Origin of the sequence: Micromonospora sp. LOL_021 (assembly GCF_048060215.1) — a bacterium.
Taxonomy (GTDB): domain Bacteria; phylum Actinomycetota; class Actinomycetes; order Mycobacteriales; family Micromonosporaceae; genus Micromonospora_E.
In genome coordinates, this window is record NZ_JBHMIN010000008.1 from 106,625 (window position 1) to 129,496 (window position 22,872).

Annotated in this window: 20 protein-coding genes; 15 read left to right on the forward strand and 5 right to left on the reverse strand. The window is 71.1% G+C overall.

Going from position 1 to position 22,872, the window contains the following annotated elements; translation table 11 throughout:
• The first annotated feature begins 17 nt into the window (after positions 1 to 17).
• The 7 genes from ACFHWT_RS08445 to ACFHWT_RS08475 are packed head-to-tail and all read left to right on the forward strand — an operon-like array spanning position 18 to position 7,424.
• Positions 18 to 986, forward strand: coding sequence for a cupin domain-containing protein (locus ACFHWT_RS08445; RefSeq protein WP_416594015.1), 969 nt, complete (start codon positions 18 to 20; stop codon positions 984 to 986).
• Positions 983 to 1,927, forward strand: coding sequence for an NAD(P)-dependent oxidoreductase (locus ACFHWT_RS08450; protein ID WP_416594016.1), 945 nt, complete (start codon positions 983 to 985; stop codon positions 1,925 to 1,927). The genes ACFHWT_RS08445 and ACFHWT_RS08450 overlap by 4 nt, the downstream gene beginning before the upstream one ends.
• Positions 1,927 to 3,300 (forward strand): M24 family metallopeptidase, encoded by a 1,374-nt coding sequence (locus ACFHWT_RS08455; RefSeq protein WP_416594017.1) that lies wholly within the window; start codon positions 1,927 to 1,929, stop codon positions 3,298 to 3,300. The genes ACFHWT_RS08450 and ACFHWT_RS08455 overlap by 1 nt, the downstream gene beginning before the upstream one ends.
• Entirely contained in the window at positions 3,297 to 4,361 is a 1,065-nt protein-coding gene (locus ACFHWT_RS08460; protein WP_416594018.1) for a thiamine pyrophosphate-dependent dehydrogenase E1 component subunit alpha, read from the forward strand. The genes ACFHWT_RS08455 and ACFHWT_RS08460 overlap by 4 nt, the downstream gene beginning before the upstream one ends.
• Complete coding sequence (locus ACFHWT_RS08465) at positions 4,349 to 5,326, forward strand: alpha-ketoacid dehydrogenase subunit beta (protein WP_416594019.1); 978 nt, start codon at positions 4,349 to 4,351, stop codon at positions 5,324 to 5,326. The genes ACFHWT_RS08460 and ACFHWT_RS08465 overlap by 13 nt, the downstream gene beginning before the upstream one ends.
• The gene (locus ACFHWT_RS08470; protein ID WP_416594020.1) at positions 5,323 to 6,048 is read left to right on the forward strand and encodes an E3 binding domain-containing protein; all 726 of its coding nucleotides are present in this window, start codon (positions 5,323 to 5,325) and stop codon (positions 6,046 to 6,048) included. Before ACFHWT_RS08465 ends, ACFHWT_RS08470 begins: the two co-directional genes overlap by 4 nt.
• Before the next feature lie 2 nt (positions 6,049 to 6,050).
• Positions 6,051 to 7,424 (forward strand): NADP-dependent succinic semialdehyde dehydrogenase, encoded by a 1,374-nt coding sequence (locus ACFHWT_RS08475; RefSeq protein ID WP_416594021.1) that lies wholly within the window; start codon positions 6,051 to 6,053, stop codon positions 7,422 to 7,424.
• Between the two features lie 31 nt (positions 7,425 to 7,455).
• Here ACFHWT_RS08475 and ACFHWT_RS08480 read toward each other — a convergent pair whose 3' ends face one another.
• Both ACFHWT_RS08480 and ACFHWT_RS08485 read right to left on the reverse strand, forming a co-directional pair.
• Positions 7,456 to 8,022: a flavoprotein gene (locus tag ACFHWT_RS08480; RefSeq protein WP_416594052.1), complete on the reverse strand. Its 567-nt coding sequence runs from the start codon at positions 8,020 to 8,022 to the stop codon at positions 7,456 to 7,458.
• A gap of 26 nt (positions 8,023 to 8,048) precedes the next feature.
• Positions 8,049 to 8,666 carry an HD domain-containing protein gene (locus tag ACFHWT_RS08485; RefSeq protein ID WP_416594023.1) on the reverse strand — a complete coding sequence of 206 codons (618 nt, stop codon included), beginning with the start codon at positions 8,664 to 8,666 and terminating at the stop codon, positions 8,049 to 8,051.
• A 175-nt stretch (positions 8,667 to 8,841) separates the two neighbouring features.
• Here ACFHWT_RS08485 and ACFHWT_RS08490 point away from each other — a divergent pair, with 175 nt between their 5' ends.
• From ACFHWT_RS08490 to ACFHWT_RS08505, 4 genes are all read left to right on the forward strand, one after another.
• Entirely contained in the window at positions 8,842 to 11,100 is a 2,259-nt protein-coding gene (locus ACFHWT_RS08490; RefSeq protein WP_416594024.1) for an NACHT domain-containing protein, read from the forward strand.
• 561 nt (positions 11,101 to 11,661) lie between these two features.
• Complete coding sequence (locus tag ACFHWT_RS08495) at positions 11,662 to 12,783, forward strand: helix-turn-helix domain-containing protein (protein WP_416594053.1); 1,122 nt, start codon at positions 11,662 to 11,664, stop codon at positions 12,781 to 12,783.
• 382 nt (positions 12,784 to 13,165) lie between these two features.
• Complete coding sequence (locus ACFHWT_RS08500) at positions 13,166 to 13,306, forward strand: hypothetical protein (RefSeq protein WP_416594025.1); 141 nt, start codon at positions 13,166 to 13,168, stop codon at positions 13,304 to 13,306.
• Complete coding sequence (locus tag ACFHWT_RS08505; protein ID WP_416594026.1) at positions 13,303 to 14,502, forward strand: helix-turn-helix domain-containing protein; 1,200 nt, start codon at positions 13,303 to 13,305, stop codon at positions 14,500 to 14,502. The genes ACFHWT_RS08500 and ACFHWT_RS08505 overlap by 4 nt, the downstream gene beginning before the upstream one ends.
• On the opposite strand, the gene ACFHWT_RS08510 is transcribed toward ACFHWT_RS08505, so the two are convergent.
• Together ACFHWT_RS08510 and ACFHWT_RS08515 are read right to left on the reverse strand one after the other, a co-directional pair.
• Positions 14,499 to 15,140 (reverse strand): MOSC domain-containing protein, encoded by a 642-nt coding sequence (locus ACFHWT_RS08510; protein ID WP_416594027.1) that lies wholly within the window; start codon positions 15,138 to 15,140, stop codon positions 14,499 to 14,501. The two genes, ACFHWT_RS08505 and ACFHWT_RS08510, sit on opposite strands and share 4 nt — an antisense overlap.
• 94 nt (positions 15,141 to 15,234) lie before the next feature.
• Positions 15,235 to 17,205 carry an AfsR/SARP family transcriptional regulator gene (locus tag ACFHWT_RS08515; protein WP_416594028.1) on the reverse strand — a complete coding sequence of 657 codons (1,971 nt, stop codon included), beginning with the start codon at positions 17,203 to 17,205 and terminating at the stop codon, positions 15,235 to 15,237.
• A 108-nt stretch (positions 17,206 to 17,313) separates the two neighbouring features.
• Between ACFHWT_RS08515 and ACFHWT_RS08520 the strand changes: the two genes are divergently transcribed.
• A complete protein-coding gene (locus tag ACFHWT_RS08520; protein ID WP_416594029.1) occupies positions 17,314 to 18,192 on the forward strand; it encodes an alpha/beta fold hydrolase in 879 nt (292 codons plus the stop codon).
• A gap of 71 nt (positions 18,193 to 18,263) precedes the next feature.
• Here ACFHWT_RS08520 and ACFHWT_RS08525 read toward each other — a convergent pair whose 3' ends face one another.
• Positions 18,264 to 19,616, reverse strand: a complete 1,353-nt coding sequence (locus ACFHWT_RS08525) for a cellulose binding domain-containing protein (RefSeq protein WP_416594030.1) — start codon at positions 19,614 to 19,616, stop codon at positions 18,264 to 18,266.
• Positions 19,617 to 20,094: 478 nt separating this feature from the next.
• Between ACFHWT_RS08525 and trpB the strand changes: the two genes are divergently transcribed.
• From trpB to ACFHWT_RS08540, 3 genes are read left to right on the forward strand one after another with little or no spacing between them, the layout of a single operon-like run.
• Positions 20,095 to 21,288 carry a tryptophan synthase subunit beta gene (gene trpB, locus ACFHWT_RS08530; RefSeq protein WP_416594054.1) on the forward strand — a complete coding sequence of 398 codons (1,194 nt, stop codon included), beginning with the start codon at positions 20,095 to 20,097 and terminating at the stop codon, positions 21,286 to 21,288.
• On the forward strand, positions 21,285 to 22,091 hold the full coding sequence (gene trpA / locus ACFHWT_RS08535; RefSeq protein WP_416594031.1) for a tryptophan synthase subunit alpha: 807 nt from the start codon (positions 21,285 to 21,287) through the stop codon (positions 22,089 to 22,091). The genes trpB and trpA overlap by 4 nt, the downstream gene beginning before the upstream one ends.
• Before the next feature lie 21 nt (positions 22,092 to 22,112).
• Positions 22,113 to 22,868, forward strand: coding sequence for a GntR family transcriptional regulator (locus tag ACFHWT_RS08540; RefSeq protein ID WP_416594032.1), 756 nt, complete (start codon positions 22,113 to 22,115; stop codon positions 22,866 to 22,868).
• Positions 22,869 to 22,872: the final 4 nt, after the last annotated feature.

The window sequence follows — 22,872 nt, forward strand, 5'->3', positions numbered from 1 at the left end:
AGAAGGGGGATCAGCACATGTACCACGTGACCCGGATGGACGACGGACTCGCCGTCACCCCGTCCGACTACGCCGAGCACAGCACCGGGTTCCGCCGCCAGGACCTGATCGGCCGGGAAACCGGCTCGCACCACATGACGATGAGCACCGGCATCCTCGACCCGGGCGGCGCCATCGCGGTCACCGTCCACTCGTACGAGAAGAGTCTGTGGATCTGGTCCGGTGAACTGACCCTGACCATGCTCGGCCAGCGGCTGACCCTGCAGGCCGACGACTGCGCGTTGGTGCCGGTGGCGGTGGCGCACCAGCTCACCGCCGGGCGCGGCGGTGCCCGGTGGTTGGAGACGTCCGCGCCGGTGCGGCTGCTCCCCGGCGACCACCGCCGGGACACCTTCTTCGTCCCCGGCGAGCTCACCGGCGGCGAGCCCGGCGGCGTCGACCTGCGCGACCCGCGCAACAGGCACTTCTTCCGTTTCGACAGCGGCTCGATGGACCTGCGCCGGCTGGCCCGGGGCAGCGACCCGAACGCCCCGGAGGTGTCCGCCAGCATGGCCACCGCGCTGCTCGCGTACAGCGGAATCGGCATTCGGATGCTCGCCGACCAGCGGGTCGGCGCGCAGCTGCACACCATGTTCATGGTCGAGTACCAGCCGACCGCGGTCGCCCACCCGCACGACCACCCGTTCGAGGAGGCGTACGTGTTCACCGAAGGGCGCACCGAGGCGGTGGTGGCCGGCGGCGTCGAACTCAGCTTCCAACCCGGCGACGTGCTGTGGACCGGCTCCGGCTGTGACCACGCCTTCTACAACCGCACCGACGGGCGGACCCGGTGGATCGAGACCCAGTCGCCGCAGCCGCCCGCCCAACATTCCTACCGGTTCAACCGGGACTGGGAGTACCTCGACCAGAAACTCTGCGCCGGAGTCCGGGTCGACCCGCGCGCGGCCGAGGTCGGACCGGACGACATCGGGACGGCACCGCGATGAAGGTCGGCCAACTGGGCACCGGACGGATGGGCACCGCGATCGCGCGGCGGCTGATCGACGCCGACCACCAGGTCACCGTCTGGAACCGCACCGCGGCCAAGGCCGGCCCGCTGGTCGAGCAGGGAGCGGTACGCGCGGCAACGCTTGCCCAGCTGGCCGCCTGCCCGGTGGTGTTCGTGTCGGTGTCCTCCTCCGAGGACCTGCTCGCCGTGCTCGGCCCCGGCGACGGGTTGCTGTCCGCAGCCGACGCGGGACTGCGGACCGTGGTCGACTGCTCCACGGTCGCGGTCGACGCCTCCGCCGCCGCCCGCGCGGCCTGCGCGCGGGCCGGCGTGGCGTTCCTCGCCGCGCCGATCAGCGGCAACCCGGAGGTGGTCGGCTCCGGCCGTGCCTGCCTGGTCGCCTCCGGGCCGGCGGACACCTTCGCCGACGTCGAGCCGCTGCTGCGGGCCGTCGGCCGGATCGTCGTGCACGCCGGGGAGCAGGAGCAGGCCCGGCTGGTGAAGCTGGCCCACAACCTCTACCTGGGCGCGCTCGCGCAGGCGCTGGTGGAGGTCACCACCCTGGTCGAGAAGGCCGGCACCGACCGCCGGGCGTTCCTCGACTTCCTCGGCAACGCCGTCGTCGGCTCCGAGTGGGTGCGCCAACGTACCCCCGATCTGGCCGACCGGGACTGGACGCCCACCTTCACCGGCGTACTGCTGCGCAAGGACCTCGACCTGGGCCTGGCCGCCGCCCGGGAACACGAGGTGCCGATGCCGGTGGTGTCCATGGTGCACCAGCTGGTGCAGCAGGCCATCGGCCACGGGCACGGCGAGCGGGACCTGCTGGCCCTCTACGAGATCCAGGCCGCCGCCGCAGGCCTGGCCGATCACCAACCGCCGGCCGACCACCAGCCGCCGTCGCTGGACGACCCCCAGCCGCACGAGAGGAACACCTGATGAGCACCGCCACCTTCGGGTTGAACGTCGTCGACTGGGAGGCCCGGGTCGACCCGGCCCGGCTGCGCCGCGAGCGGCTGGCGCGGCTGCGCCGCCAGCTCGACGCGTCGTCGGTCGGGGCGCTGCTGACCTTCGACTTCCACAACATCCGCTACATGACCGCCACCCACATCGGCACCTGGGCGATGGACAAACTGATCCGCTTCGCGCTGCTGCCGCGCGGCGGGGAGCCCGTGCTGTGGGACTTCGGCTCCGCCGCCCGCCACCACGAGCTGTACGCGCCGTGGCTGGACTACCGGGGCGCAACCGACGGCGAGGGCCGGCCGATCGCCCCCGCCGCGCGGGGCACCAGCGGATCCCGGGCCGGCATCTCGGTGCTGCGCGGCGCTTTCCACCCCGACGCCGGCATCGCCGAGGCGGTCGCGGACAAGATCTACGCCGAACTCGACCGGTACGGGCTGACCGACTCTCCGCTCGGCGTCGACATGCTCGAACTGCCGATCCTGACCGCCTTGCAGGCCAGAGGCATCGAGGTCGTCGACGGCCAGCAGGTCTTCCTGGAGGCCCGGCGGATCAAGACCCCCGACGAGATCGCGCTGCTCACCACGGCCGCGTCGATGGTCGACGCCGCCTACGACGACCTGTACGCGTTCCTGCGCCCCGGCGTGCGGGAGAACGAAACCGTCGGGCTGGTCGCCAAGAAACTGTTCGACCTCGGCTCGGAGCAGGTCGAAGGGGTCAACGCGATCTCCGGGGAACGCTGCTCGCCGCACCCGCACGTGTTCAGTGACCGGCTGATCCGCCCCGGCGACCCGGCGTTCTTCGACATCCTGCACAGCTTCATGGGCTACCGCACCTGCTACTACCGCACCTTCGCGGTGGGCAGCGCCTCCCGGGCGCAGGTCGACGCCTACCAGCGGTGCCGCGACTACATGGACCAGGCGATCGAGCTGGTCAAGCCGGGCGCGACCACCGCCGACATCGTCTCGGTCTGGCCCACCGCGCAGGAGTTCGGCTTCGCCGACGAGGAGGCCGCGTTCGGCCTGCAGTACGGCCACGGCGTCGGTCTGTCCATCTGGGAGAAGCCGATCTTCAGTCGGCTCGTCTCACTGGAGCACCCCGAGGTGATCGAAGAAGGCATGGTCTTCGCGTTGGAGACCTACTGGCCGGCCGCCGACGGCTGGGGCGCCGCCCGGATCGAGGAAGAGCTGGTCGTCACCGCCGACGGCGCCGAAGTGATCACCAAGTTCCCGGCCGAACAGCTGCTCGTCGCCGGCCAGCGCTACTTCACCACCGGCGGCGCGCTGCCGCTGCAACGGCACAGCCAGTCGCACATCAACAACCGACCCGGCGCGGACGGAGCCCACCGATGACCCTGCCACTGCAACACCACCCGTACGGCGAGCACGACGCCGTCCTGCCGCCGGGCGACGTGACCCGGCACGACAGCGCACCGATCGACCTGGACACCCGGCTGCACCTCTACCGGCGTCAGCAGGAGATGCGCCAGTTTGAGAAGCGGGCGTACGACCTGTTCATGCAGCAGCTGGTGAAGGGCACCAGCCACCTGTCGCTGGGGATGGAGGCGATCGCCGCCGGCTTCGGCGTGGCGATGCGCGCCGACGACTACAGCTTCGCCACCTACCGGGGCCACGCGCACACCCTGGCCCGGGGCGTCGGGATGACCCCGGTGCTCGCCGAACTGCTCGGCCGGGCCAACGGGCTGCTCGGCGGCAAGGGCGGCTCGATGCACCTGACCAGCGTCGAGCACGGCATGCTGGGCTCGTACGCGATCATCGGCGCGCATCTGACGATCGCCAACGGCGCGGCCTGGTCCGCCCAGTACCGGGGCTCCGGGCAGGTCGCGGTCTGCTTCTTCGGCGACGGCACCACCAACATCGGGGCGTTCCACGAGGCGCTCAACTACGCCGCCGTGTACCGGCTGCCGGTGGTGTTCGTCTGCGAGAACAACCTGTACATGGAGTACACGGTCACCAGCGACATCACCGCGGTGCGCCGGCCGGCCGCCGACCGGGCGGCGGCGTACGGGATGACACCGATCGAGATCGACGGCAACGACGCCGACGAGGTCTACCAGACGGCCGTGGCCGCCCTGGCCCGGGCCCGGTCCGGCGCGGGACCGTCGCTGGTGGAGGCGGTCACCTACCGCCACGGCGGGCACTCCCGCGCCGACCCGGGCAAGTACCGGCCGGCGGCCGAGGTGGCGGCCTGGCAGGAGTACGACCCGGTGGCGATCTACCGGGGCCGGCTGCGGCGTCTCGGCGTCGACCCGGCGCAGCTGGACCGGATCGACAAGGAGGTGGCCGACGCGGTCGACGAGGCGACCGAGCGGGCCAGCGCCGGCGAGCTGCCCCCACCGGGCAGCGCGATGACCGAGCTGTGGGCGGATGGAGGATCGTCATGGCGCAACTGAGCTACCGCGAGGCGGTCGCCCGGGGCATCGCCCAGGAGATGGAGCGCGACGAGCGGGTGGTGCTGGTCGGTGAGGACGTGGCCGGCGCCGGCGGGGTGTTCAAGACGACCGCCGGGCTGCTCGACCGGTTCGGGCCGCGTCGGGTGGTCGACACCCCGATCTCCGAGCAGGCCATCCTCGGCGCGGCGATGGGCGCGGCGATGACCGGGCTGCGTCCGGTCGCCGAGATCATGTTCTCCGACTTCTTCGCGGTCTGCTGGGACATCGTGGTCAACCAGATCGCCAAGACCCGGTACATGACCAACGGCCAGGTCAGCCTGCCGTTGGTGATCAAGTCCGGCAACGGCGGCAGCCTACGGTTCGGCGCGCAGCACTCGCAGTCGGTGGAGAACTGGGCGATGGCCGTACCCGGTCTGAAGGTGGTCAGCCCGTCCACCCCGACCGACGTGGTCGGTCTGATGGCCGCCGCCGTCCGCAGCGACGACCCGGTGCTGTTCTTCGAACACAAGGGACTGTACGCGGGGCGGGCCGAGGTGCCCGACGGGGAGGTCGTCGACACCCTCGGCACCGCGAAGATCCGCCGGCCGGGCCGGGACGCCACCGTCGTCGCGCTCGGCCTGATGGTGCCCCGGGCGCTGCAGGCCGCCGACGAACTCGCCGGGCGGGGCATCGACGTCGAGGTCATCGACGTCCGGTCACTGGTGCCGCTGGACGTGACCACCATCCTGGACTCGGTGCACCGCACCGGGCGGCTGTTCACCGTCGAGGAGAACCCGCGGCTGCTCGGCTGGGGCGCGGAGATCGCCTCGATCGCCGTCGACGAGGCGTTCTGGGATCTGGACGGGCCGGTCCAGCGGATCACCACCCCGCACATCCCGCTGCCGTCCGCCGATTCGCTGGAGGACCTGGTCATCCCGTCGGTGGAGAGCATCGGTCAGACCATCGAGAAGGCGCTGCAGTCGTGACCCGCCAGCAGCACAGCCCCCGGGTGCGGCGGCTCGCCGGCGAACACGGTGTCGACCTGGCCGGCCTGCGTGGGAGCGGCCCGGCCGGTCGGGTACGACCCGCCGACGTGCTCGCCGCCGGCCGGCCGGCTCCGGCCGGCTCCGGCCGTACGGTGGCAGCCGCGCTGGTCGAAGCCCAGCTCGGCGCCGCCGACGATCGTCCGGTCGGGCCGCTCGCCGCCGTCGCGCTGCTGCGGGCGCTACGCCGCACCCCGCTGGCCGACGCCGACGGACGGCACCTCGCGGTGCTCGTCGACGGCGCGGACGGCAGACGCGGCGTACGGGTGCTGCGCGACGCCGGGGACCTCAACCCGGCGGCCGTCGCCCGCCGCCTCGCCGACCCGGACGGCCTGACCGAGGGGCCGTCCGGCACCGTCGGCGACCAGCCGGCACCGGCGGTCGCGCTGTGCGACAGCGCCGCCGCCGGCCTGCTGCACGAGGTCCCGCAGCTGCCGGCCGGGCTGGCGGCGGTGGTCAGCGTCGGGGCACCCGTCGAGCGACCCACCGTGGTGCGCCACGACGGTCAGCCGATGCTGGCCATCGGCGCGGTCAGCACCGTCGGCATCGTCCACGACCCGGCGCGGATCGCACCCACCGCCGCCCACGCGCTGCTCGGTGCCGTACGCGCAGAACTGGAAACCCTCCGCTCGACGACGAACCCGACGACGAACAGGAACCGTTGACCATGCCCATCGCCACCGTGAACCCGGCCACCGGCGAGACCGTACGGACGTACCCGTCGATGAGCGACGACGAGATCGAGCAGGCCCTCGCGGCGGCGGCCGCCGCCCGGCCGCCGATGCGGGCCGCCAGCTTCGCCCAGCGGGCGTCCTGGCTGCGGGCCGCCGCCGACCTGCTCGACGCCGACGCCGCCGACCTGGCCGCCACCATGACCCTGGAGATGGGCAAACCCGTCGGCGCGGCGCTGGCCGAGGTACGCAAGTCGGCGGCCGGCTGCCGGTTCTATGCCGAGCAGGCCGAACGGATGCTCGCCGACGAGCCGGCCGACCCGGCGGCGGTCGGCGCGCGTAGCGCGTACGTGCGTTACGAACCGCTCGGCGTGGTGCTGGCCGTGATGCCGTGGAACTTCCCGCTGTGGCAGGCGTTGCGGTTCGCCGCGCCGGCGCTGATGGCCGGCAACGTCGGCCTGCTCAAGCACGCCTCCAACGTGCCGCAGACCGCGATCTACCTCGGGGAACTGTTCACCCGGGCCGGCTTCCCGGCCGGGGCGTTCCAGAGCCTGCTGATCGGCGCGTCGACGGTGGACCGGGTGATCCGCGACGACCGGGTGGCGGCGGTGACTCTCACCGGTAGTGAGGCGGCCGGGCGGGCGGTGGCCGCCGCCGCCGGGCAGGCGCTGAAGAAGACGGTGCTGGAGCTGGGCGGCTCGGACCCGTTCGTCGTGCTGCCGTCGGCGGACGTGCCGCGGGCGGCGGCGGTCGCCGCGCGGGCCCGTTGCCAGAACAACGGGCAGTCGTGCATCGCGGCGAAACGGTTCATCGTGCACCGGGCGGTGCTCGACGAGTTCACCGGCGAGTTCGTGGCCCGGATGGCCGCCCTGGTGGTCGGTGACCCGGCCGATCCGTCGACCGAGGTCGGGCCGCTGGCCACCGCGCAGACCCGGCGGGACGTGGCTGACCTGGTCGACGACGCGGTGGCCCGGGGAGCGACGGTGCTGACCGGCGCGAAACTGCCGGACGGGCCGGGCTGGTTCTACCCGCCGACGGTGCTGACCGGCGTCGACCCGACCATGCGGCTGTACGCCGAGGAGGCGTTCGGCCCGGTCGCGGTGATCTACCCGGTCGACTCCCTCGACGAGGCGATCGAGGTGGCCAACGACACCGCGTTCGGGCTCGGCTCGGTGGTGTGGACCGGCGACCCGGCCGAGCAGCGCCGCTGCGTCGACGAGTTGGCGGCCGGCAGCGTCACGGTCAACGGGATGACGGTGTCCTACCCGGAGCTGCCGTTCGGCGGCATCAAGACCAGCGGGTACGGCCGGGAGCTGTCGGTGCACGGCATCCGCGAGTTCTGCAACGTCAAAGCCGTCTGGCAGGGCTAACTCCATCGCGCCAGCGGTGCCGTGTTCGTCGTCAACTGCTCAACCCCCTCGGGCGCATCTGCGTGGCGAGCTGAAACGCCCTCCTCCAGGGGAACACGGCACGTCGGTCGGTGCCGGTGCCTGGTGGGTGTGGTGTCCAGTCGTCGTCCGGGCCGGAGATGACCCGGACGCCTTCGGCCCGCAGTCCGGCGATGGAGCGTTGGTACGGGGCACGGGCGGCCAGCGCGGCGTTGACGAACGGCACGACGACGGTGGGGACGCCGCGTCCGATCAGTTCGGCGGTCGAGGTGAGCGGGTAGGTGTCGGCGACGCCGCTGGCGAGCTTGTTGACTGTGTTGTACGTCGCCGGTGCGATGATCACCGCGTCCACTGGTGGCATGATCCGCCGGCCGCCGACGTCCGGGGTCTGGTAGGTGCTGCGTACGGGGTTGCCGGCCAGTTCGGTGACGGCGGAGGCGTCGATGAAGTCGAGTGCGCTGGTGGTGGCGACGACCGTCGTCGCCCACGACTGCTCGTGTGCTGCTTCAACGAGTCGGAGGACGTCGGCGGCGGGCCCGGCGCCGCATACGACGATCCGTAGATGCCGGCCGTTCAGCAGGACCCTCCGGAGCTGGCGTCATCGGTTCACCCACGGGCTACATCCCGGCGGTCGGGGTCGTGGTCGTTGACCTGTTTCGGTGGTTCGAGCCAGGCGAGTGGTTGTCCGGCGAGGGCGGCGTCGGCGAGGCGGTGGGCTGAGGTGGTCTTGAGGGCGGCGCGGGAACTGTCGATCCAGCGTTGGATGTTGTTGATGCCCTGGTGGCGGTACTCGACGGCTTGGACGAGGAGTTCGAGTTTGTCGGCGTCGCGGGCGACGATGGCTTCGAGGGTTTCGCCGGCTTCGTACTCGGTGACGGCGGCGGTGATGATGCCGGCGATGGCTGGTGGGCAGTCGGCGACCTGGTCGGCGGTGATGGTGGTGTTCGGTGCGGCGGTGAGGTAGCGCTTGGCGATGTGCGGCAGGTCGGTGGTGCGGGTCTCCTGGGTGTCGTGCAGGACGCAGAGCATGGTGACGCGGGCCGGGTCGGCGCCCTCTGTCGCGGCGAGCATCATGCCGATGATCGCCGTACGGAAGGAATGGTCGGCGATGGATTCGGGCTGGCTGACACCGGCGAACCACCAGCCGGTGCGGGCGGCGCGTTTGAGTACGCCAGCCTCGAAGATGAACTTCATCGCGCCAGCGGTGTCGTTTTCGTCGTTCATCTGCTCGTTCCTGTGCCGGGGAACCCGTCGGTACGCAGGCTGTAGAGGATCGAGGTTAGCTCCTGCCGGGACTGGCCGGAGAGCGTGTCGCTGTCCAGGAGCGCAGGGCTCCGCTCGACGAGCGCTCCGGCTGCCGCTGATGAAGCCGAGCGATGGAACAGACCTACCAGAATTTATGCCACCTCGATACCCTGCGTCGGTCGGCGGCTGGCGGAGGTCCGAAGTGGGCACAGTGGAAGCGACGTTGTTGCGTGTGGTCGGCACAGCGGTAGCGCCAGTGTTGACGGCCTGGTTGGGCAAGCGCCGAGACAAACGTGAACGGTCACATTGGCTGACCGATCTCGTCGACACCGGAATCCTCGACGATGTCGGGCTGAGGCGGGCAAAACGTCGCATCGACGAGCTCGTGGACACGGTCTACGAACGGATTCGTCCACTGATCGATGGGCGATCCGCAGACCTGCCTGAACATGAGCTACGGGCCGCGCTAGACGCGGTGGCGGACACCTTCGAAGCAGCGGACCTGTCCGACGCTGCGCTGTTCGCCGACGACCTGCAGCCCGCGCAGTTGTCCACCAGGCTGCGGCAGCAACTGCCGTCTATGCCCGAGCGTGCCGGGCTGAGTGCTGCGGCGGAGCAGGTCTACAACCTGATCTTTGACGAGTGCTGTGTCTGCCTGATCCAACTGGTGATCCAACTGCGCCCGTTCCAGGCACGCGCGGCGGTCGAGATGCTCGACCGGCTCACCGACGTCAGCGCCGCGCTCGGCCAGGTCCTCGCCCGGCTGCCGGTGACCAGGCTCGACGCACCGGCGGGCACCGACCACGACAGCCAGTTCGAAGCCCGCTACCTGGCCCAGGTGATCGCAACGCTCGACCGACTCGAACTCTTCGGCGTGGATGTGCGGCGGTACCGACTGCAGACGCCGTTGAGCGTGGCGTACATCAGTCTGGCGTGCAGCGGTGAGGCGGCTCGGTGGTCGCGACGCAGCCTGCGCTGGGATCCGGGAAAGCGCCGGCATGACCGGTCGCACTTCGACGACGCCGCAGTCCGGGTGGAAAGCGCTCTCGGCTCCGCCCGACGGATCCTTATCCGTGGGGAGGCAGGGTCCGGCAAGACAACCCTGGTGCAGTGGATTGCCGTCACCGCCGCGTGTGGCGGCTTCAGCGGCGAGTTGAGTGAGTGGAACGAATGCGTACCGTACGTCGTCCGGCTACGCCACTACGTGCGCCGGCCCTTGCCGAAACCGGAGGAACTACTCGACGGCATCGCCGACCCGCTCGCCGGGCTACTGCCGCTGGGGTGGGTGCACCGTCGCCTTGCCGACGGTGCGGTGCTCTGCGTCGACGGCGTCGATGAGGTGCCGGAAGGGCAGCGCCGAGCGGTTCGTGAGTGGCTGCGCGGCCTGCTGGCCGCGTACCCCGAGCTGCGGGTGGTGGTTACCTCTCGGCCGGTGGCCGCCGCTGCCCGTTGGCTGCACGCGGAAGGGTTCGCGGTCGCGAATCTGGAACGGATGGGTCCGTCGGATGTGCGTGCGTTGATCCGGCAATGGCACGAGGCCGTGCGCAGCGTCGGGGACCTGCCGTGCGAGCCGCACGAGCTGGCCGGTCATGAGCATCGGCTGCTCGTCCAACTCGACGGCAGCGCTCATCTCCAAGCGCTCGCCGCTAGCCCATTGCTGTGCGCGATGCTCTGTGCGCTTAATCTGGATCGGGATAGCCGGCTGCCCCGCAACCGGATCGACATCTACCAGGCCGCGATGGACATGCTGCTGGAACGGCGTGACACCCAGCGAGGCGTGCCGTCCGTGCTGCGCGACCTCACCAGCCGTCACCAGCTACAGCTGCTTCAGCAGGTCGCCTGGTGGCTCACCCTCAACGGCCGGACCGAGCTGGCGCGGGAGGAGGCCCTGCACCAGATGCGGCAGCGGCTCGCCGGGATGCGGCAGGTGACCAACCCAGCCGAAGCAGTGCTGGATCACCTGGTGCAGCGCAGCGGAGTGCTGCGCGAGCCGGTGCCCGACCGAATCGATTTCGTGCATCGAACATTCCAGGAGTATCTGGCCGCCCGCGAGGCAGCCGAGCAGGGGCATGACGGCGCGCTGGTGGGTCAGGCCCATCTGGACACCTGGCGGGAGACGAGCGTGCTAGCCGCCGGCCATGCGAACGCGCCGGTACGCCGGTCCCTGCTGACCGGGCTGCTCGACCGTGCTTCGAACGAACCGAAGCAGGCACGGCATCTGCGGCTGCTTGCCGCTGCCTGCCTGGAAACCTCGCCGACAGTTGAGCCGCCGGAGTTGCTGCAACGGATCCGCGACGGAGTTCAGACGCTTTTGCCGCCTCGGTCGGTGAAAGAATCCCGGTCACTCGCCGGAGTCGGGGAACCGCTGCTCCGCGAACTACCGTCTGAGCCCGGCCAACTCACCGAGGGTTGATGTTTCGCCTTTCGGGGGGTCTGAAAAGCCTCTACGGTCTTTCTGTCGCAGGTGCTCTGGAGCCTGTCGGTGGACTCTTGGCGCTGACTGAAGCTGTTCCGCGAGTAAAGAGTCTGGATCTGTGGAATTGTGGCTGGCTGAGTGAAGCTTCACCCTTACGGAATCTGGTCGAACTGGAGTACCTCTACCTCGGTGCAACCGGAGTTAAGGATTTGACATCGTTGGGTGATCTTTCTGCCCTTCGTCGGTTGGAGATTGGGGTCCAAGGTGAGGCGATCGGTTTGCGCCCCCTCGCATCACTGCCAAGGTTGCGTCAGTTGGATGTGCTCTTGTTTTCCGTCGACCTCGCACCACTTGCGGGTCGAAAGCTGGCGGTAGACCTACGTGGGGGAGCCAAAGCGATCGGTACACCGCCGCGAGGGATTCGGATTAGGCGTTACCGCTGACGCCGCGCGACGGTACGTCCGGCGAGCCCCGTCGGGGGTATCGTCTGGGTTGGCGGCGGTTGTGGATATCTACTTACGGAGGCCGCCGACGTTTTCGATCTTGGTGGTGACCGTCATGCCGCGGATTGTCGACCCACGTCTTCCAGCCACCCTGCGTGCGCTTCGCGAGCAGACTGGCCTCTCTCTGCGTGATCTTGCGAAGCGGGCGTACTCAAGTCGGTCTCACCTGCATGACATCGAGCAGGGGCGCAAGTCGCCGCCTCCGGACTTGATGGTGCGTCTCGATGAGGCGCTGGGTGCGGGTGGACATCTCGCCGGGATGGTGCGTGATGATCCGGCGGGTCTGTCGGGGGAGGAGCAGCAGCGACTCCGCGTTGCCATCACTCGACCGCGTCGGATCGACGCGGGAACGATCGACTCCCTGGCAGCGGTGCTTGCTCATCAACGTCGACTCGAAGATGTCGTCGGGTCGGCGGCGGTGGTCAGGCCGGTGCTCGCACAGCTGTCAGCCATCGAACAACTCGTTAACGGTGCCCGGCACGACAAACACTGGTCGCGGCTCGTCGATGTCGCTGGCCAGTGGGCTCAGTTCGGCGGCTGGTTGTCCGCTGCGACCGGCGATCATGCGAGCAGTCGCGCGTGGTATCTCCGCGCTATGGAGTGGGCTACGGAGGCAGGCAATCCTCACCTGACGGCTACATCGCTGAGTATGCGTGGGCACCTCGCCTGGATGCGTGGCGAGACAGCCGCCATGGTGGAGCTGTCGCGTGCCGCTGCATGGCAGCCGGCCAGCCCTGGTGTACGTGGCGTTGCTGTTCAGCAGGAGGCTCGCGGTCTAGCAATCCTGGGTGACGCTGAAGGCGCTGATCGGCAGCTCGACAATGCTCAAGAGCTGACAGCCCGAGCCGCTGACGCACGAGACCGCGAGCCTGACTGGCTGTACTTCCATGATCCGACGTATCTAATGATGCAACGAGGCTTGGCGCAGCGGTACTTGCGCCGATACGACCGCGCGGTGGAGCTGTTGCAATCAGGCTTGGATCAGCTGCCCGGCGAGGTGCGTCGATCGGACTGGGTCGGTTGGTACGTGTGCCAGTTGGCTTCGACCCATGTCGCGGCGGGCGACCGCGACGTCGCGGCATCGTGGATCGCGGAGGCGCGAGAGATTGCTGACTCGACGGGGGCGAAGCGCCTTGCCGGGGAAGTGGCACAGGTCGAGCGGGAGATTGATTGCTGACCGCTGTCTGCCGGTCTGCGGACGCCGGTAAGACACGCACACTGTAGACCTTCACTTTGTGTGACGGGCAGGCTGCTTGCAGAGGTTGCGCCGTCGCCTTCCATATCGGGGTTGTGAGTTCGGCGGCGGGGCGGCCTCGCGTTAGCTGGGCCCGGCGTCGCATCCCGTGATCGCCGCCGTCGGATCGGCGGCCGGCGACCCGGACGGATCGGGCGCAGGCCCGGGGTGGTAACGCCGGCCGGCGATACCTGCGGTGAAGCAGCACCGGGCCGGCGGTGGGCCGGTGCATGAGCCGGTGCGGCCGACGTGGTGTTGTGCGGTCTGTCCGGACGGGACGCCGTGGCCGTGTCCGCCGGGTCGGACGCTGTTGGCGGAGGCGTACGTGGATGAGCCGTTGGCGCTGTCGGTCGACGTCGGTGAGCTGCTGACGGTCGCCGTCGAGGAGGCGGGGATCACCGATCCGGCCGAGTTGTACGAGCGTTTCGTGTCGTGGACCTGGGTCGACGCGGGTGGCAGGCGATGAGCGTGGCCGTCGGGCGTCGGGTTGCGCTGTGGCGGGTACGGCGGCGGATGACCCAGCAGGTGCTCGCCGACCGGATCGGTCGGTCGAAGAGCTGGGTGGAGAAGGTGGAGCGTGGTGTCCGGACGTTGGACCGGTTCTCGCTGATCCGGCAGGTCGCCGAGGTGCTGCGGGTCGACCCGGCGGAGTTGACCGGCCCGGACCGGCCATCGGAGACCGGTGGGGCGGTCGACGGGGTGGCGGCGGTCCGGGCGGCGCTGGCCAGCTACGAGGTGTTCACCGCCGCCGACAGCGGCCCGGCGGCGGAACAGGAGGTCACGCAGCGGGTCGAGCACGGCTGGTCGACGTACCAGCACGGGGACTATCCCCGGCTGCTGCGGATGACACCGCGGCTGTTGGACGCCGCTCGGCGGCTGCACGCCACCCGGCCTGCGCCTGGGGCGGAGCTGTTGGTGCGCGCGTACCGGATCATCGCGCTCGTGCTGGTCAAGGTCGGCGAACCCGAGCTGGCCTGGTTGGCGGCCGATCGGGCGCTTGCCGTGGCCGGCGGTGATCCGGTGCTGGCCGGGTCGGCGGCGGTGCCGCTCGGGCAGGCGCTGCGCGGGTTGGGCCAGGACCGGTTGGCGATGACGACGACGATCGCCGCCGCCGATCGGATCGTTGCGGCATCGGTCGAGTGTGGCCCGGTGTACGGGACGTTGCTGCTGCAGGCCGGGTTGGCCGCTGCCGGCTGCGGCGAAACCCGCAGCGTCGACGAGCTGCTCGGTCGGGCCGCTGACGTTGCTGGCCGGATCGGCGACGGGCTGGACTACCGGCAGGCGAGCTTCGGACCGGCCGCTGTCGACTGCGCCCGGGTGACAGCGGCCGTCGACCTCGGGGACGCCACCGACGCTGTCAACCGACACGCCACGATCGTCCGTCACGACGGCTGGCTACGGCTGCCGGCCGAGCATCGGGCGGCGTATCTGGTGGACGCCGCGCGGGCGTACGTCGACGTCGGCGACTTCGCGGCGGCGGGACGGTGGTTGGTCGAGGCGGACCGCGTCGTACCGGCTGAGATCCGCTGCCGGCCCTCCGCCCGTACCGTCGTGGCGGAGATTGCCCAATGCGGGCCGGACACTGCCGGTGTCGCCCGGCTGGCGACGGCGATCGGGCTGACGACCGGCACCTCACGACGAGGGAACCTCTATGACCCTTAAACCGGCGGGTTGAGGGTCATAGCGGTTCCCTCGGTGGCGTCGGCCGCCGTGCCGAGTACGCGGATCTGGTCGCCGGGCCGGATGACGCCACCGACCACGACGCGGGCGTAGAGGCCACGCAGCCGGGCCTGGCGACCCTGCTCACTCCAGACCAGCTTGTGCGCGTCGCGTCCGTAGCGGTTGGCGAACTTCGCACACCCGGTGTGCGGCTCGGCCGTCACCTCGATGACCGCCTCGTCGCCGACCGCCAGTCGGGTGCCGGCGGGCAGCGCGTCGGCGTGCAGGTCGAGGTCGGCGAAGAGCTGGTCGCCGGCCAGCCCCCAGTGCTGCGGGTCGTCGCCGGCGACCAGCCGGACGAACCGGGAGTTTATCACGGTGAGCTGCCGGTCCGGGTGCGCCGATCCGTCGCCGGTCGCCGAGCTGCCGCGCTGCGTCCAGCTGTCGCCGACCAGCCCGTCGGCGACATCGAGCGTCCCTTCGGCCAGCAGTTCCCGCTCGTCGACGGCTGGCCGGCGGACCACGAGGTCCAACGTGCCGGAGCTGCGTGGGGAGCGGGCCACCTCCGCGAGCCCGGCGGTGAGCTCGGCGGTGGGCAGGTGGCGGGGTGCCGTGGGGTTCGTCGGGGGGTGGTGGTCCATGTCCGGAGTGTGGCAGAGCGTACCCGCGCCGTCGATAGGATTCACCGCACTGCCGTGACAGCCATCGATGCCAGCTGGCTCAGTGGCAGCCGGCTCATCGGGTACGGCGCAGGGCCGCCGCGAGGTCGTCGAGGTGACCGGCGACCGGGCCGACGGTGAGCATGCCGCTGCCGGCCCCGGCCAACTCTCCGACGGCCGGTGCGAGTGCGGTCCGGGCGCGGCGCATCACCGTACGGTCGTCGAGGGCGATCGCGGCCCGCGCGGTGAGGCACCACAACGCCTCGGCCAGCAGGTCACGCGGTGGTTCCGGGGTCTGCCGCAGCGCCGTCGCGGCCTCGGCCGGCCGGTCCCCGGCCAGCAGGATGAGCGGGCGCGCCCAGGGCAGGTAGGGGCCCCAGTCGGTGTCGTCGTCGAAGCGGATCGCCTCGCCGCGCCAGACCCGCAGACACAGCAGCGCCAGCGGGAGCAGGCCCTGCTCGACGCCGGGCATGCCGGCGGTGGCGAGCCGCGCCGCCGCGTCGCGGTAGGCGGCCTCGGCGACGGTCGAAGGCGACCCGGTCGCGGCCAGCCGCAGCGCCCGGTACCACCCGGTGAACACCCCGACCAGCGGTCGGTCGTGCCGCTGCCCGAGCCGGTCCGCGGCGGCGGCGTGCCGGTCGGCGGCGGCGAAGTCGGCGAGCCCGCTGCCGGCCTGCAACCGGACGAGATGACCGAGGATCTCGTACGTCGCCAGACCGTTGCGGGCGCAGAGCGCGACCAGTTCGGCGCCGATCCCGTCGCGCTGCGCGGCCAGACCGGTCCGGTGGAAGGTCTGCATGAACACGCCGTTGAGCGCGAACGCCAGCAGGGCCGGGTCGCCCAGCCGCCGCGCGATCCGCTCCGCCTCCCGGGCAGCCTCGGGCCCGCGTGCCGCGTGCGTGCCGCGTGACTCCACCGCGACCGTGGCCAGCAGCCGGGCCCGGACGGCATCGAACGGGCCGGGCCGGACGGTCGCCAGGGCCCGCTCGGCGGCCGTGACGATCTGCGCCGCCTGCGCCGGGTCGTCCGAGCGGGTCCAGATCGCGGGTACGTCGTACCCGCCGATCACCCGGGCGGCGAGCTCGGGATCGCCCAACTGCTCGGCCACGGTGATGGCCGTGATCCGCTGCTCCCGTGCCGCTTCGAGACCGCTCGCCCCGGTCACGGCGAGACTGCGCAGCAGACCGACCGTCGACTCCAGCCGGGCTCCGGAACCGGACGGCACGCTCCGGTCGTACGCCGCCAACGTCTGCGCCCAGAGCCGTTCCGGCGCGGCCGGACCAGGACCGTCGTCGATCCGTTCGGTCTGGCGCAGGATGTCGGCCTCCAGGTGCCGCAGTCGCGGGCCCGGGTCGATGCCGAGCTCGTCGAGCAGCAGGCGGTGGGCCCGGCGCAGGACGGCGAGCGCGTCGCCCTGGCGGCCGGCCCGGTACAGGGCGAGTGCCAGCAGCCGCCACGCCTCCTCCCGCCACGGATGCCCGGCCACGTGGGCGTCGAGATCCGGTACGGCGTCGGCGGCCCGCCCGACGCCCAGCAGCGCCTCGGCCCGCTGCTCGACGGCGTTGAGCCGGAGCTGGTCGAGCCGGGAACGCTCGACCTGCGCCCACGGCTCGTCGTCGAAACCCGCGTACGCGGGCCCGCGCCACCAGCTCAGCGCACGATCGAGCTGGTCGAGCGCCGGGTGTGGGGCAGCCGAGGACGTGGCAGCGACCCTGTCCTCGAACCGCCAGGCGTCGACCGCGTCCGGCGTGGGCCGCAGCGCGTACCCCGGGCCATCGGTGACCAGCAACCGGGCCGGCGATCGCGGCGGACGCTGCGGCTCCAGCGCGCGCCGCAACGCCGCGACGAAGGTTCGTACGGCGCTCACCGCGCCCGGCGCGGGCTCCGGCCACAGGTCGTCGACGAGGCGGTCGACCGGGACGACCCGGCCCCGCGCGACGACGAGCCGGGCGAGCACCGCCCGGTGCTTCGGCCCTTTCAGGTCGATCGGCGCGCCGACGTCGTCCCAGGCGACGACCGGGCCGAGAACACCGAAGCTGACCTGCACTGACCGGACCGCCCTTCTGCGCCTGCGCTCAACGTATCGCGCTCATCGGTTGCTCATCCGGGCCCGGCACGCTGGATTACGGCACCGATCAGAAGAAAGGGTACGATCATGACATTTGCCATCCCTGGCTTCGACTACCGGCGGGTCGCGGTCGACGGCGACGTGGCACTGAACGTGGCGGTCGGCGGTACGGGCCGCCCGGTCGTGCTGCTGCACGGCTTTCCGCAGACCCACGCCATGTGGCGGCACATCGCCGCCGACCTGGCCGCCGACCACACGGTGATCCTGCCCGACCTGCGCGGCTACGGCGCGAGTGACAAACCCGAGGCGGTCGACCGGGACACGTACTCGAAGCGGACCATGGCCGCCGACGTCGTCGCGCTCGCCGGCAAGCTCGGCCACGAACGCTTCGCCCTGGCCGGCCACGACCGCGGCGCCCTGGTCGCCATCCGCGCCGGCCTGGACCATCCCAGCAAGATCAGCCACCTGGCCTCGCTCGACGTGCTGCCGACCCTGGACATGTGGGACGTGCTGCACGGCTCCACCGCCGCGGTCGCGTTCCACCTGTACCTGATGGCCCAGCCACCCGGCCTGCCCGAGCAGATGATCAGCGCCAGCGCGGACGCCTTCTTCGGTTACTTCCTCGACCTGTGGACCCGCGATCCGCAGGCCATCCCCGCCGAGCTGCGGGCGGAGTACCTGCGGGCCTCGCGCGAGGCGGTCGCCTCGATCGTCGCCGACTACCGGGCCTCGGCCGGCGTCGACATCGAACACGACCGGGCCGACCGGGCGGCCGCTAACCGGCTGGTCATGCCGGTCACCGTGGTGCAGCAGGACTGGGGCGCCGCACTCGGGTTCGACGCGGCCGAGCTGTGGCGTACCTGGGCCGACGACCTGGAGCACCGCACCACCTCGGCCGGACACTTCATGGCCGAGGAGGCACCGGAGGAGATCATCAAGGTGCTGCGTTCGCTGCTTGACCGCTAGCGCTGCTCATGCCCCGGCGGACGGACCGCTGGCCCGGCCCCGGGACGGGTCGGGGCCGGGCCAGCGGTGGTTCAGTTCGCGGTGCAGGTGGGGGTCATGCCGGTTCCGCTGCCGTTGCCCTGGAAGCCGAATTCGGTGACCTGGCCGGGGCTGAGCCGGCCGTTGTAGCTGACGTTGGTGAACAGCACGGTGCCGGTGCTACCACTGGCGCTGGCGTTCCACGTGTTGGTGACGCTGGCGCCGCCGGGCAGGGTCATCGTGACGGTCCACCCGTTGGTGCCGGCGGAGCCGGCGGTGATCCGGACGGTGGCGACGAAGCCGCCGGTCCAGGAGTTCAGCGAGACGGTCGCGGTGCAGCCACCGTTGCCGGGCGGCGGCGTGGTCGGGCCCGGTGGCGGCGTGGTGGGGCCGGGCGGGGGAGTGGTGGGGCCGGGTGGCGGCGTGGTCGGGTTCGGTTGGCCGCCCTGGAACTGGGAGAAGAACTGCCAGATCTCGCCCTTGGTCCAGGTGTTGACGCCGCTCTCGGTGTAGGTGCCGTCGACCGGGCCGGGGGTGTGCCCGTTGTCGTACGCGGCCCACTGCACCGGGTACCCGGAGCGGCAGCCCGAGTAGGCGGTGGTGATGTGTGCCCGGCTGCCCTGCCCGGGCTCCCGAGGGCTCTGCTGGGCGCAGCCGTTGTTGCGGACGAACGTGTCGCGCAGTGACCGTCCCATGGAGATCGGCAGGACGTTGTCGGTGATGCCGTGCAGTCCGAAGTACGCGACCGGCTGGGTGCCACCGCTGCACCCGCTGATCAGCCCGCCGGAGATGACCGCCACGGCCCGGATCTCGTTCGGCCGGGCGCAGGCGAGCGCGTAGCTCATCCCGCCGCCCCAGCTGAAGCCGAGGGCGAAGCGCTGGGTGGTGTCCACGCAGAGGTCGCTCTCGATCCGCCGGATCATGTCGTCGAAGAAGGTGACGTCCTGGCCACCGGGGTTCGCCCAGCCGTTGTCGATCCCCTGCGGAGCGACCAGGATCGCGCTGTTGTTCGACAGTTGCTGCTGGCCGTAGTAGGCCCAGGCGGCGCCGCTGCTGCCACCTGAGTTGACGTCGTTGGCGGTGCCGCCGCGCCAGTGGTACGCGATGATCAGCCGGTACTGACGGGTGTTGTCGTAGTTGGCGGGCAGCCGCAGGATGAAGCTGCGGCTGCGGCCGCTGCTCTGGACCGTGTGGGTGCCGTTGCCCAGTGTCGGTGTCCGGCCGCATCCGGCGCTCGCCGCGGCGGTGCCGACGTCCGTGGCGGACACCGCGCCGGTGCCGACTGTCGTGCTGGTGCTGTCGAGATCTGCGCTGTCGAAGCCGCGGCCGAGTGTCGTGCCGGCCGCAGCCACCGCGACCAACGCCGCGAGCAGGAGAGGTCCGGGAGAGAATCGAGTTCCTGACATTGCCACTTCCTTGGATTCATGGCACAGGTGGGATGCGCACGCTGGCACGTGCGATCGATGTGTCGGTTGGTCGTCTCCGCCGGCTCGGGCGTTGGCCGGATCCCGGCTCGGCGCTCGGCGTGCCCCTGGGCGGACGACTCGATCTGGGGGTTCGACCAGCGGCCCGCCCGGTGAGTCGCAGGTGTCACCCAAGACATCGATTGTGATCGATAACAAGGTGGTCGTCAAGTCGTGTCGGCCGGGATCGGCCCAAGAGGGTCGGGAACTCGCCGGCCGTCCCCCGATCGGATCGGTTCGTCGAGCGGGGGCGTTGTGAGCGGTAACAGCGACCGCCCCGGGCGCTGCGCCGTGACAAACTGCCTAGAGTTCTAGAACAGATGGTGATAGTTATAGAGCTGTCGGGGATGACTCGGACGGCTGACAGACGGAGAGGTGTGGCATCGTGACCGACGTACTGCAAAGGTCCAGGACCGCCGGGATGGGTGACCCCGGTCCGACCGGACGGTTCGGCCACTACGGCGGCGGGTACGTGCCGGAGTCGCTGGTCGAGACCTGCCGGCAGGTGGCGGAGACGTTCCGGCAGGCATGGTCGGACCCGGAGTTCCGGGACAGCCTCACCCGCCTGCTGGCGGTGCACGTCGGCCGTCCGACGCCGCTGACGCCGGCGCTACGCCTGTCCGCGGAACTCGGCGTCCACCTGATGCTCAAGCGGGAGGACCTGACCCATACCGGCTCCCACAAGATCAACAACGTGCTCGGCCAGGCGCTGCTCGCCCGCCGGATGGGCCGGTCGCACCTGATCGCCGAGACCGGTGCCGGGCAGCACGGCGTCGCCACCGCCACCGCCGCAGCGCTGCTCGGACTGCGCGCCACCGTCTTCATGGGTGAGCGTGACATCGAACGGCAGGCGCTCAACGTGTTCCGGATGCAACTGCTCGGCGCCGACGTGGTTCCGGTGGGCACCGGCAGCCGTACTCTCTCCGACGCCACCGGCGAGGCCATGCGTAACTGGGTCGGGCGTACCGACGAGGCGCACTACTGCGCCGGCTCGGTGATCGGTCCGCACCCGTACCCGTGGATGGTGCGGACCTTCCAACGGGTCATCGGCGACGAGGCACGCGGCCAGTGCGCCCGCGAGCTGGTCAACGCGGTGCCGGACTACGTCGTGGCCTGCGTCGGCGGGGGCTCCAACGCCGCCGGCACCTTCGCCGGCTTCGTCGACACATCCGCCCGGCTGGTCGGGGTGGAGGCGGCCGGTGGCGCCGGTGCGACGCTTGGTCGGGTCGGCGTCCTGCACGGATGCCGCTCCCGGTTCCTGCAGGACGACGCCGGGCAGATCGTCGAGGCGCACTCCATCGCCGCCGGACTCGACTACCCGGGCGTCGGGCCCGAGCACGCCCACCTGCGTGACCTTGGTCGGGCCCGGTACGAGACGGTGACCGACGACGAAGCGGCCGCCACCGTGGTCCGGTTGGCCCGTACCGAGGGGATCGTGCCGGCCCTGGAATCGGCACACGCGCTCGCCTGGGTGGTCCGCGCGGCCGGCGCGGGTGAACTGCCGGCCGGCGCGACCGTCCTGCTCACCCTCTCCGGGCGCGGCGACAAGGACGTCTCGACGCTCAAGGACGTCTCGACCAGCAAGGGCACGCCGACCCCCGGTGACCCGGCATGACGCTCGAGAGCCGGCTGCGTCGGCGCCGGGCAGCCGGGCGCAAACTGCTGATGCCGTACGTCACCGGCGGGATCACCACGACCTGGCTCGACCAACTGCGGGCCTTCGTCGATGCCGGAGCCGACGCGGTCGAGGTCGGCCTGCCGTTTTCCGACCCCACCCTGGACGGTGCCACCATCCAGGAGGCGACCCACCGGGCGTTGGCCCGTGGGGCGACGACCCGCGGCATCCTCGACGACCTCGCCGGTGCCGCGACCGACGTGCCGCTCGTCGCCAGCACCTACTACAACCTGGTCCTGCACGCCGGCTCCCAGCGGTTCTGCGCCGCGCTGCGCGACGTCGGAGTCAGCGGTCTGATCGTGCCGGACCTGCCGCTCGGCGAGGCCGAAGAGCTGGCCGGCTCGGCCGCCTCGGCCGGCATCGACCTGGTCCTGCTGGCCGCGCCGACCACCCCGCCGCCCCGGCTGGCGCGGATCGCCGAGCGCAGCCGGGGCTTCGTCTACGCCGTGTCGGTGATGGGTACCACCGGTGAGCGGACCACGGTCGCCGACTCTGCCGGGGCCCTTGTCGACCGGCTACGGCGCACCACGGACCGGCCGGTCCTGGTGGGGTTCGGCATCTCCACCGCAGAGCACGCCGTGCACGTCGCCCGATCCGCCGACGGTGTCGTCGTCGGAGCCGCGCTGATGCGTCGGGTGCTGGACGGAGCCAGCCCGTACGATGTCGGCAGCTACCTCGCCCGGATGCGCCGTGCCCTCGACCAGGACCCGCCTCCGGACGGTGGGCAGCGGACCAGAGCGTGACCGAGCAGGAGCGAGACGACCGTGACCGCGAGCCCTGGACCCGCCCCGAGGTATCAGGCCATCGCCAGCGACCTCGCGGTGAGGATCCGGGGCGGCGAGTACGCCCCCGGCGAGGCGCTGCCCCCGCAACGCGAGCTGAGCGCCGCATACGGCGTCACCCTGATGACGCTGCGCCAGGCCCTGCGCCGGCTCAGCGACGACGGGCTGATCGTGCAACAACCCGGCCGGGGCACCTTCGTTGCCCCGCCGCAGCTGGCGTACGAACTCGGCTCGCTGCACAGTTTCGCCGACGACCTGGTCCGACAGGGCCATGAGGTACGCACGACCGTGCTCGCCCGGTCGGTGCGGCGCGCGTCGGCTCGCGCCGCAGCCCAGTTGCGGATCGCGCCGGGCGAGCACGCGCTGCGGCTGGAGCGACTGCGTGAGTTCGCCGGCCGCCCCGCGATCCACCAGGTCTCCTGGGTACGCCAACCGCACGCCGACCGGATTCGCGGCCGGGACTTCACCGCCGAGTCGCTGTACGGCGCTCTCGCCGACACGGGCGTCTCGGTTGCCAGAGCGACCGAGACGGTTCACCCCGGCCTGCTCGACTCCGTCGTCGCGCCCCTGCTGAAGGAGCCGGCCGGCAGCGCCGTGTTCGTCAGTGATCGGATCACCTACGCCGTCGACACGACCGCCGTCGTCGTCGACCGGGCCACCATCCTCGGCAGCATGATGGAGATCCGTACCGAGCGGGCGGTCACCGGTCTGTCGCTGCGCTGGGGTGCGACCGGCTGATCTC

What these genes read in the sequence shown, in the direction of transcription:
- ACFHWT_RS08460 (WP_416594018.1), top strand. Translation starts at nt 3,297, where the DNA reads ATGACCCTGCCACTGCAACACCACCCGTACGGCGAGCACGACGCCGTC.
- ACFHWT_RS08475 (WP_416594021.1), top strand. Translation starts at nt 6,051, where the DNA reads ATGCCCATCGCCACCGTGAACCCGGCCACCGGCGAGACCGTACGGACG.
- ACFHWT_RS08525 (WP_416594030.1), bottom strand. Translation starts at nt 19,616, where the DNA reads ATGTCAGGAACTCGATTCTCTCCCGGACCTCTCCTGCTCGCGGCGTTG.
- ACFHWT_RS08445 (WP_416594015.1), top strand. Translation starts at nt 18, where the DNA reads ATGTACCACGTGACCCGGATGGACGACGGACTCGCCGTCACCCCGTCC.
- ACFHWT_RS08495 (WP_416594053.1), top strand. Translation starts at nt 11,662, where the DNA reads ATGCCGCGGATTGTCGACCCACGTCTTCCAGCCACCCTGCGTGCGCTT.
- trpA (WP_416594031.1), top strand. Translation starts at nt 21,285, where the DNA reads ATGACGCTCGAGAGCCGGCTGCGTCGGCGCCGGGCAGCCGGGCGCAAA.
- ACFHWT_RS08505 (WP_416594026.1), top strand. Translation starts at nt 13,303, where the DNA reads ATGAGCGTGGCCGTCGGGCGTCGGGTTGCGCTGTGGCGGGTACGGCGG.
- ACFHWT_RS08465 (WP_416594019.1), top strand. Translation starts at nt 4,349, where the DNA reads ATGGCGCAACTGAGCTACCGCGAGGCGGTCGCCCGGGGCATCGCCCAG.
- trpB (WP_416594054.1), top strand. Translation starts at nt 20,095, where the DNA reads ATGGGTGACCCCGGTCCGACCGGACGGTTCGGCCACTACGGCGGCGGG.
- ACFHWT_RS08485 (WP_416594023.1), bottom strand. Translation starts at nt 8,666, where the DNA reads ATGAACGACGAAAACGACACCGCTGGCGCGATGAAGTTCATCTTCGAG.
- ACFHWT_RS08490 (WP_416594024.1), top strand. Translation starts at nt 8,842, where the DNA reads ATGCCACCTCGATACCCTGCGTCGGTCGGCGGCTGGCGGAGGTCCGAA.
- ACFHWT_RS08520 (WP_416594029.1), top strand. Translation starts at nt 17,314, where the DNA reads ATGACATTTGCCATCCCTGGCTTCGACTACCGGCGGGTCGCGGTCGAC.
- ACFHWT_RS08510 (WP_416594027.1), bottom strand. Translation starts at nt 15,140, where the DNA reads ATGGACCACCACCCCCCGACGAACCCCACGGCACCCCGCCACCTGCCC.
- ACFHWT_RS08450 (WP_416594016.1), top strand. Translation starts at nt 983, where the DNA reads ATGAAGGTCGGCCAACTGGGCACCGGACGGATGGGCACCGCGATCGCG.
- ACFHWT_RS08455 (WP_416594017.1), top strand. Translation starts at nt 1,927, where the DNA reads ATGAGCACCGCCACCTTCGGGTTGAACGTCGTCGACTGGGAGGCCCGG.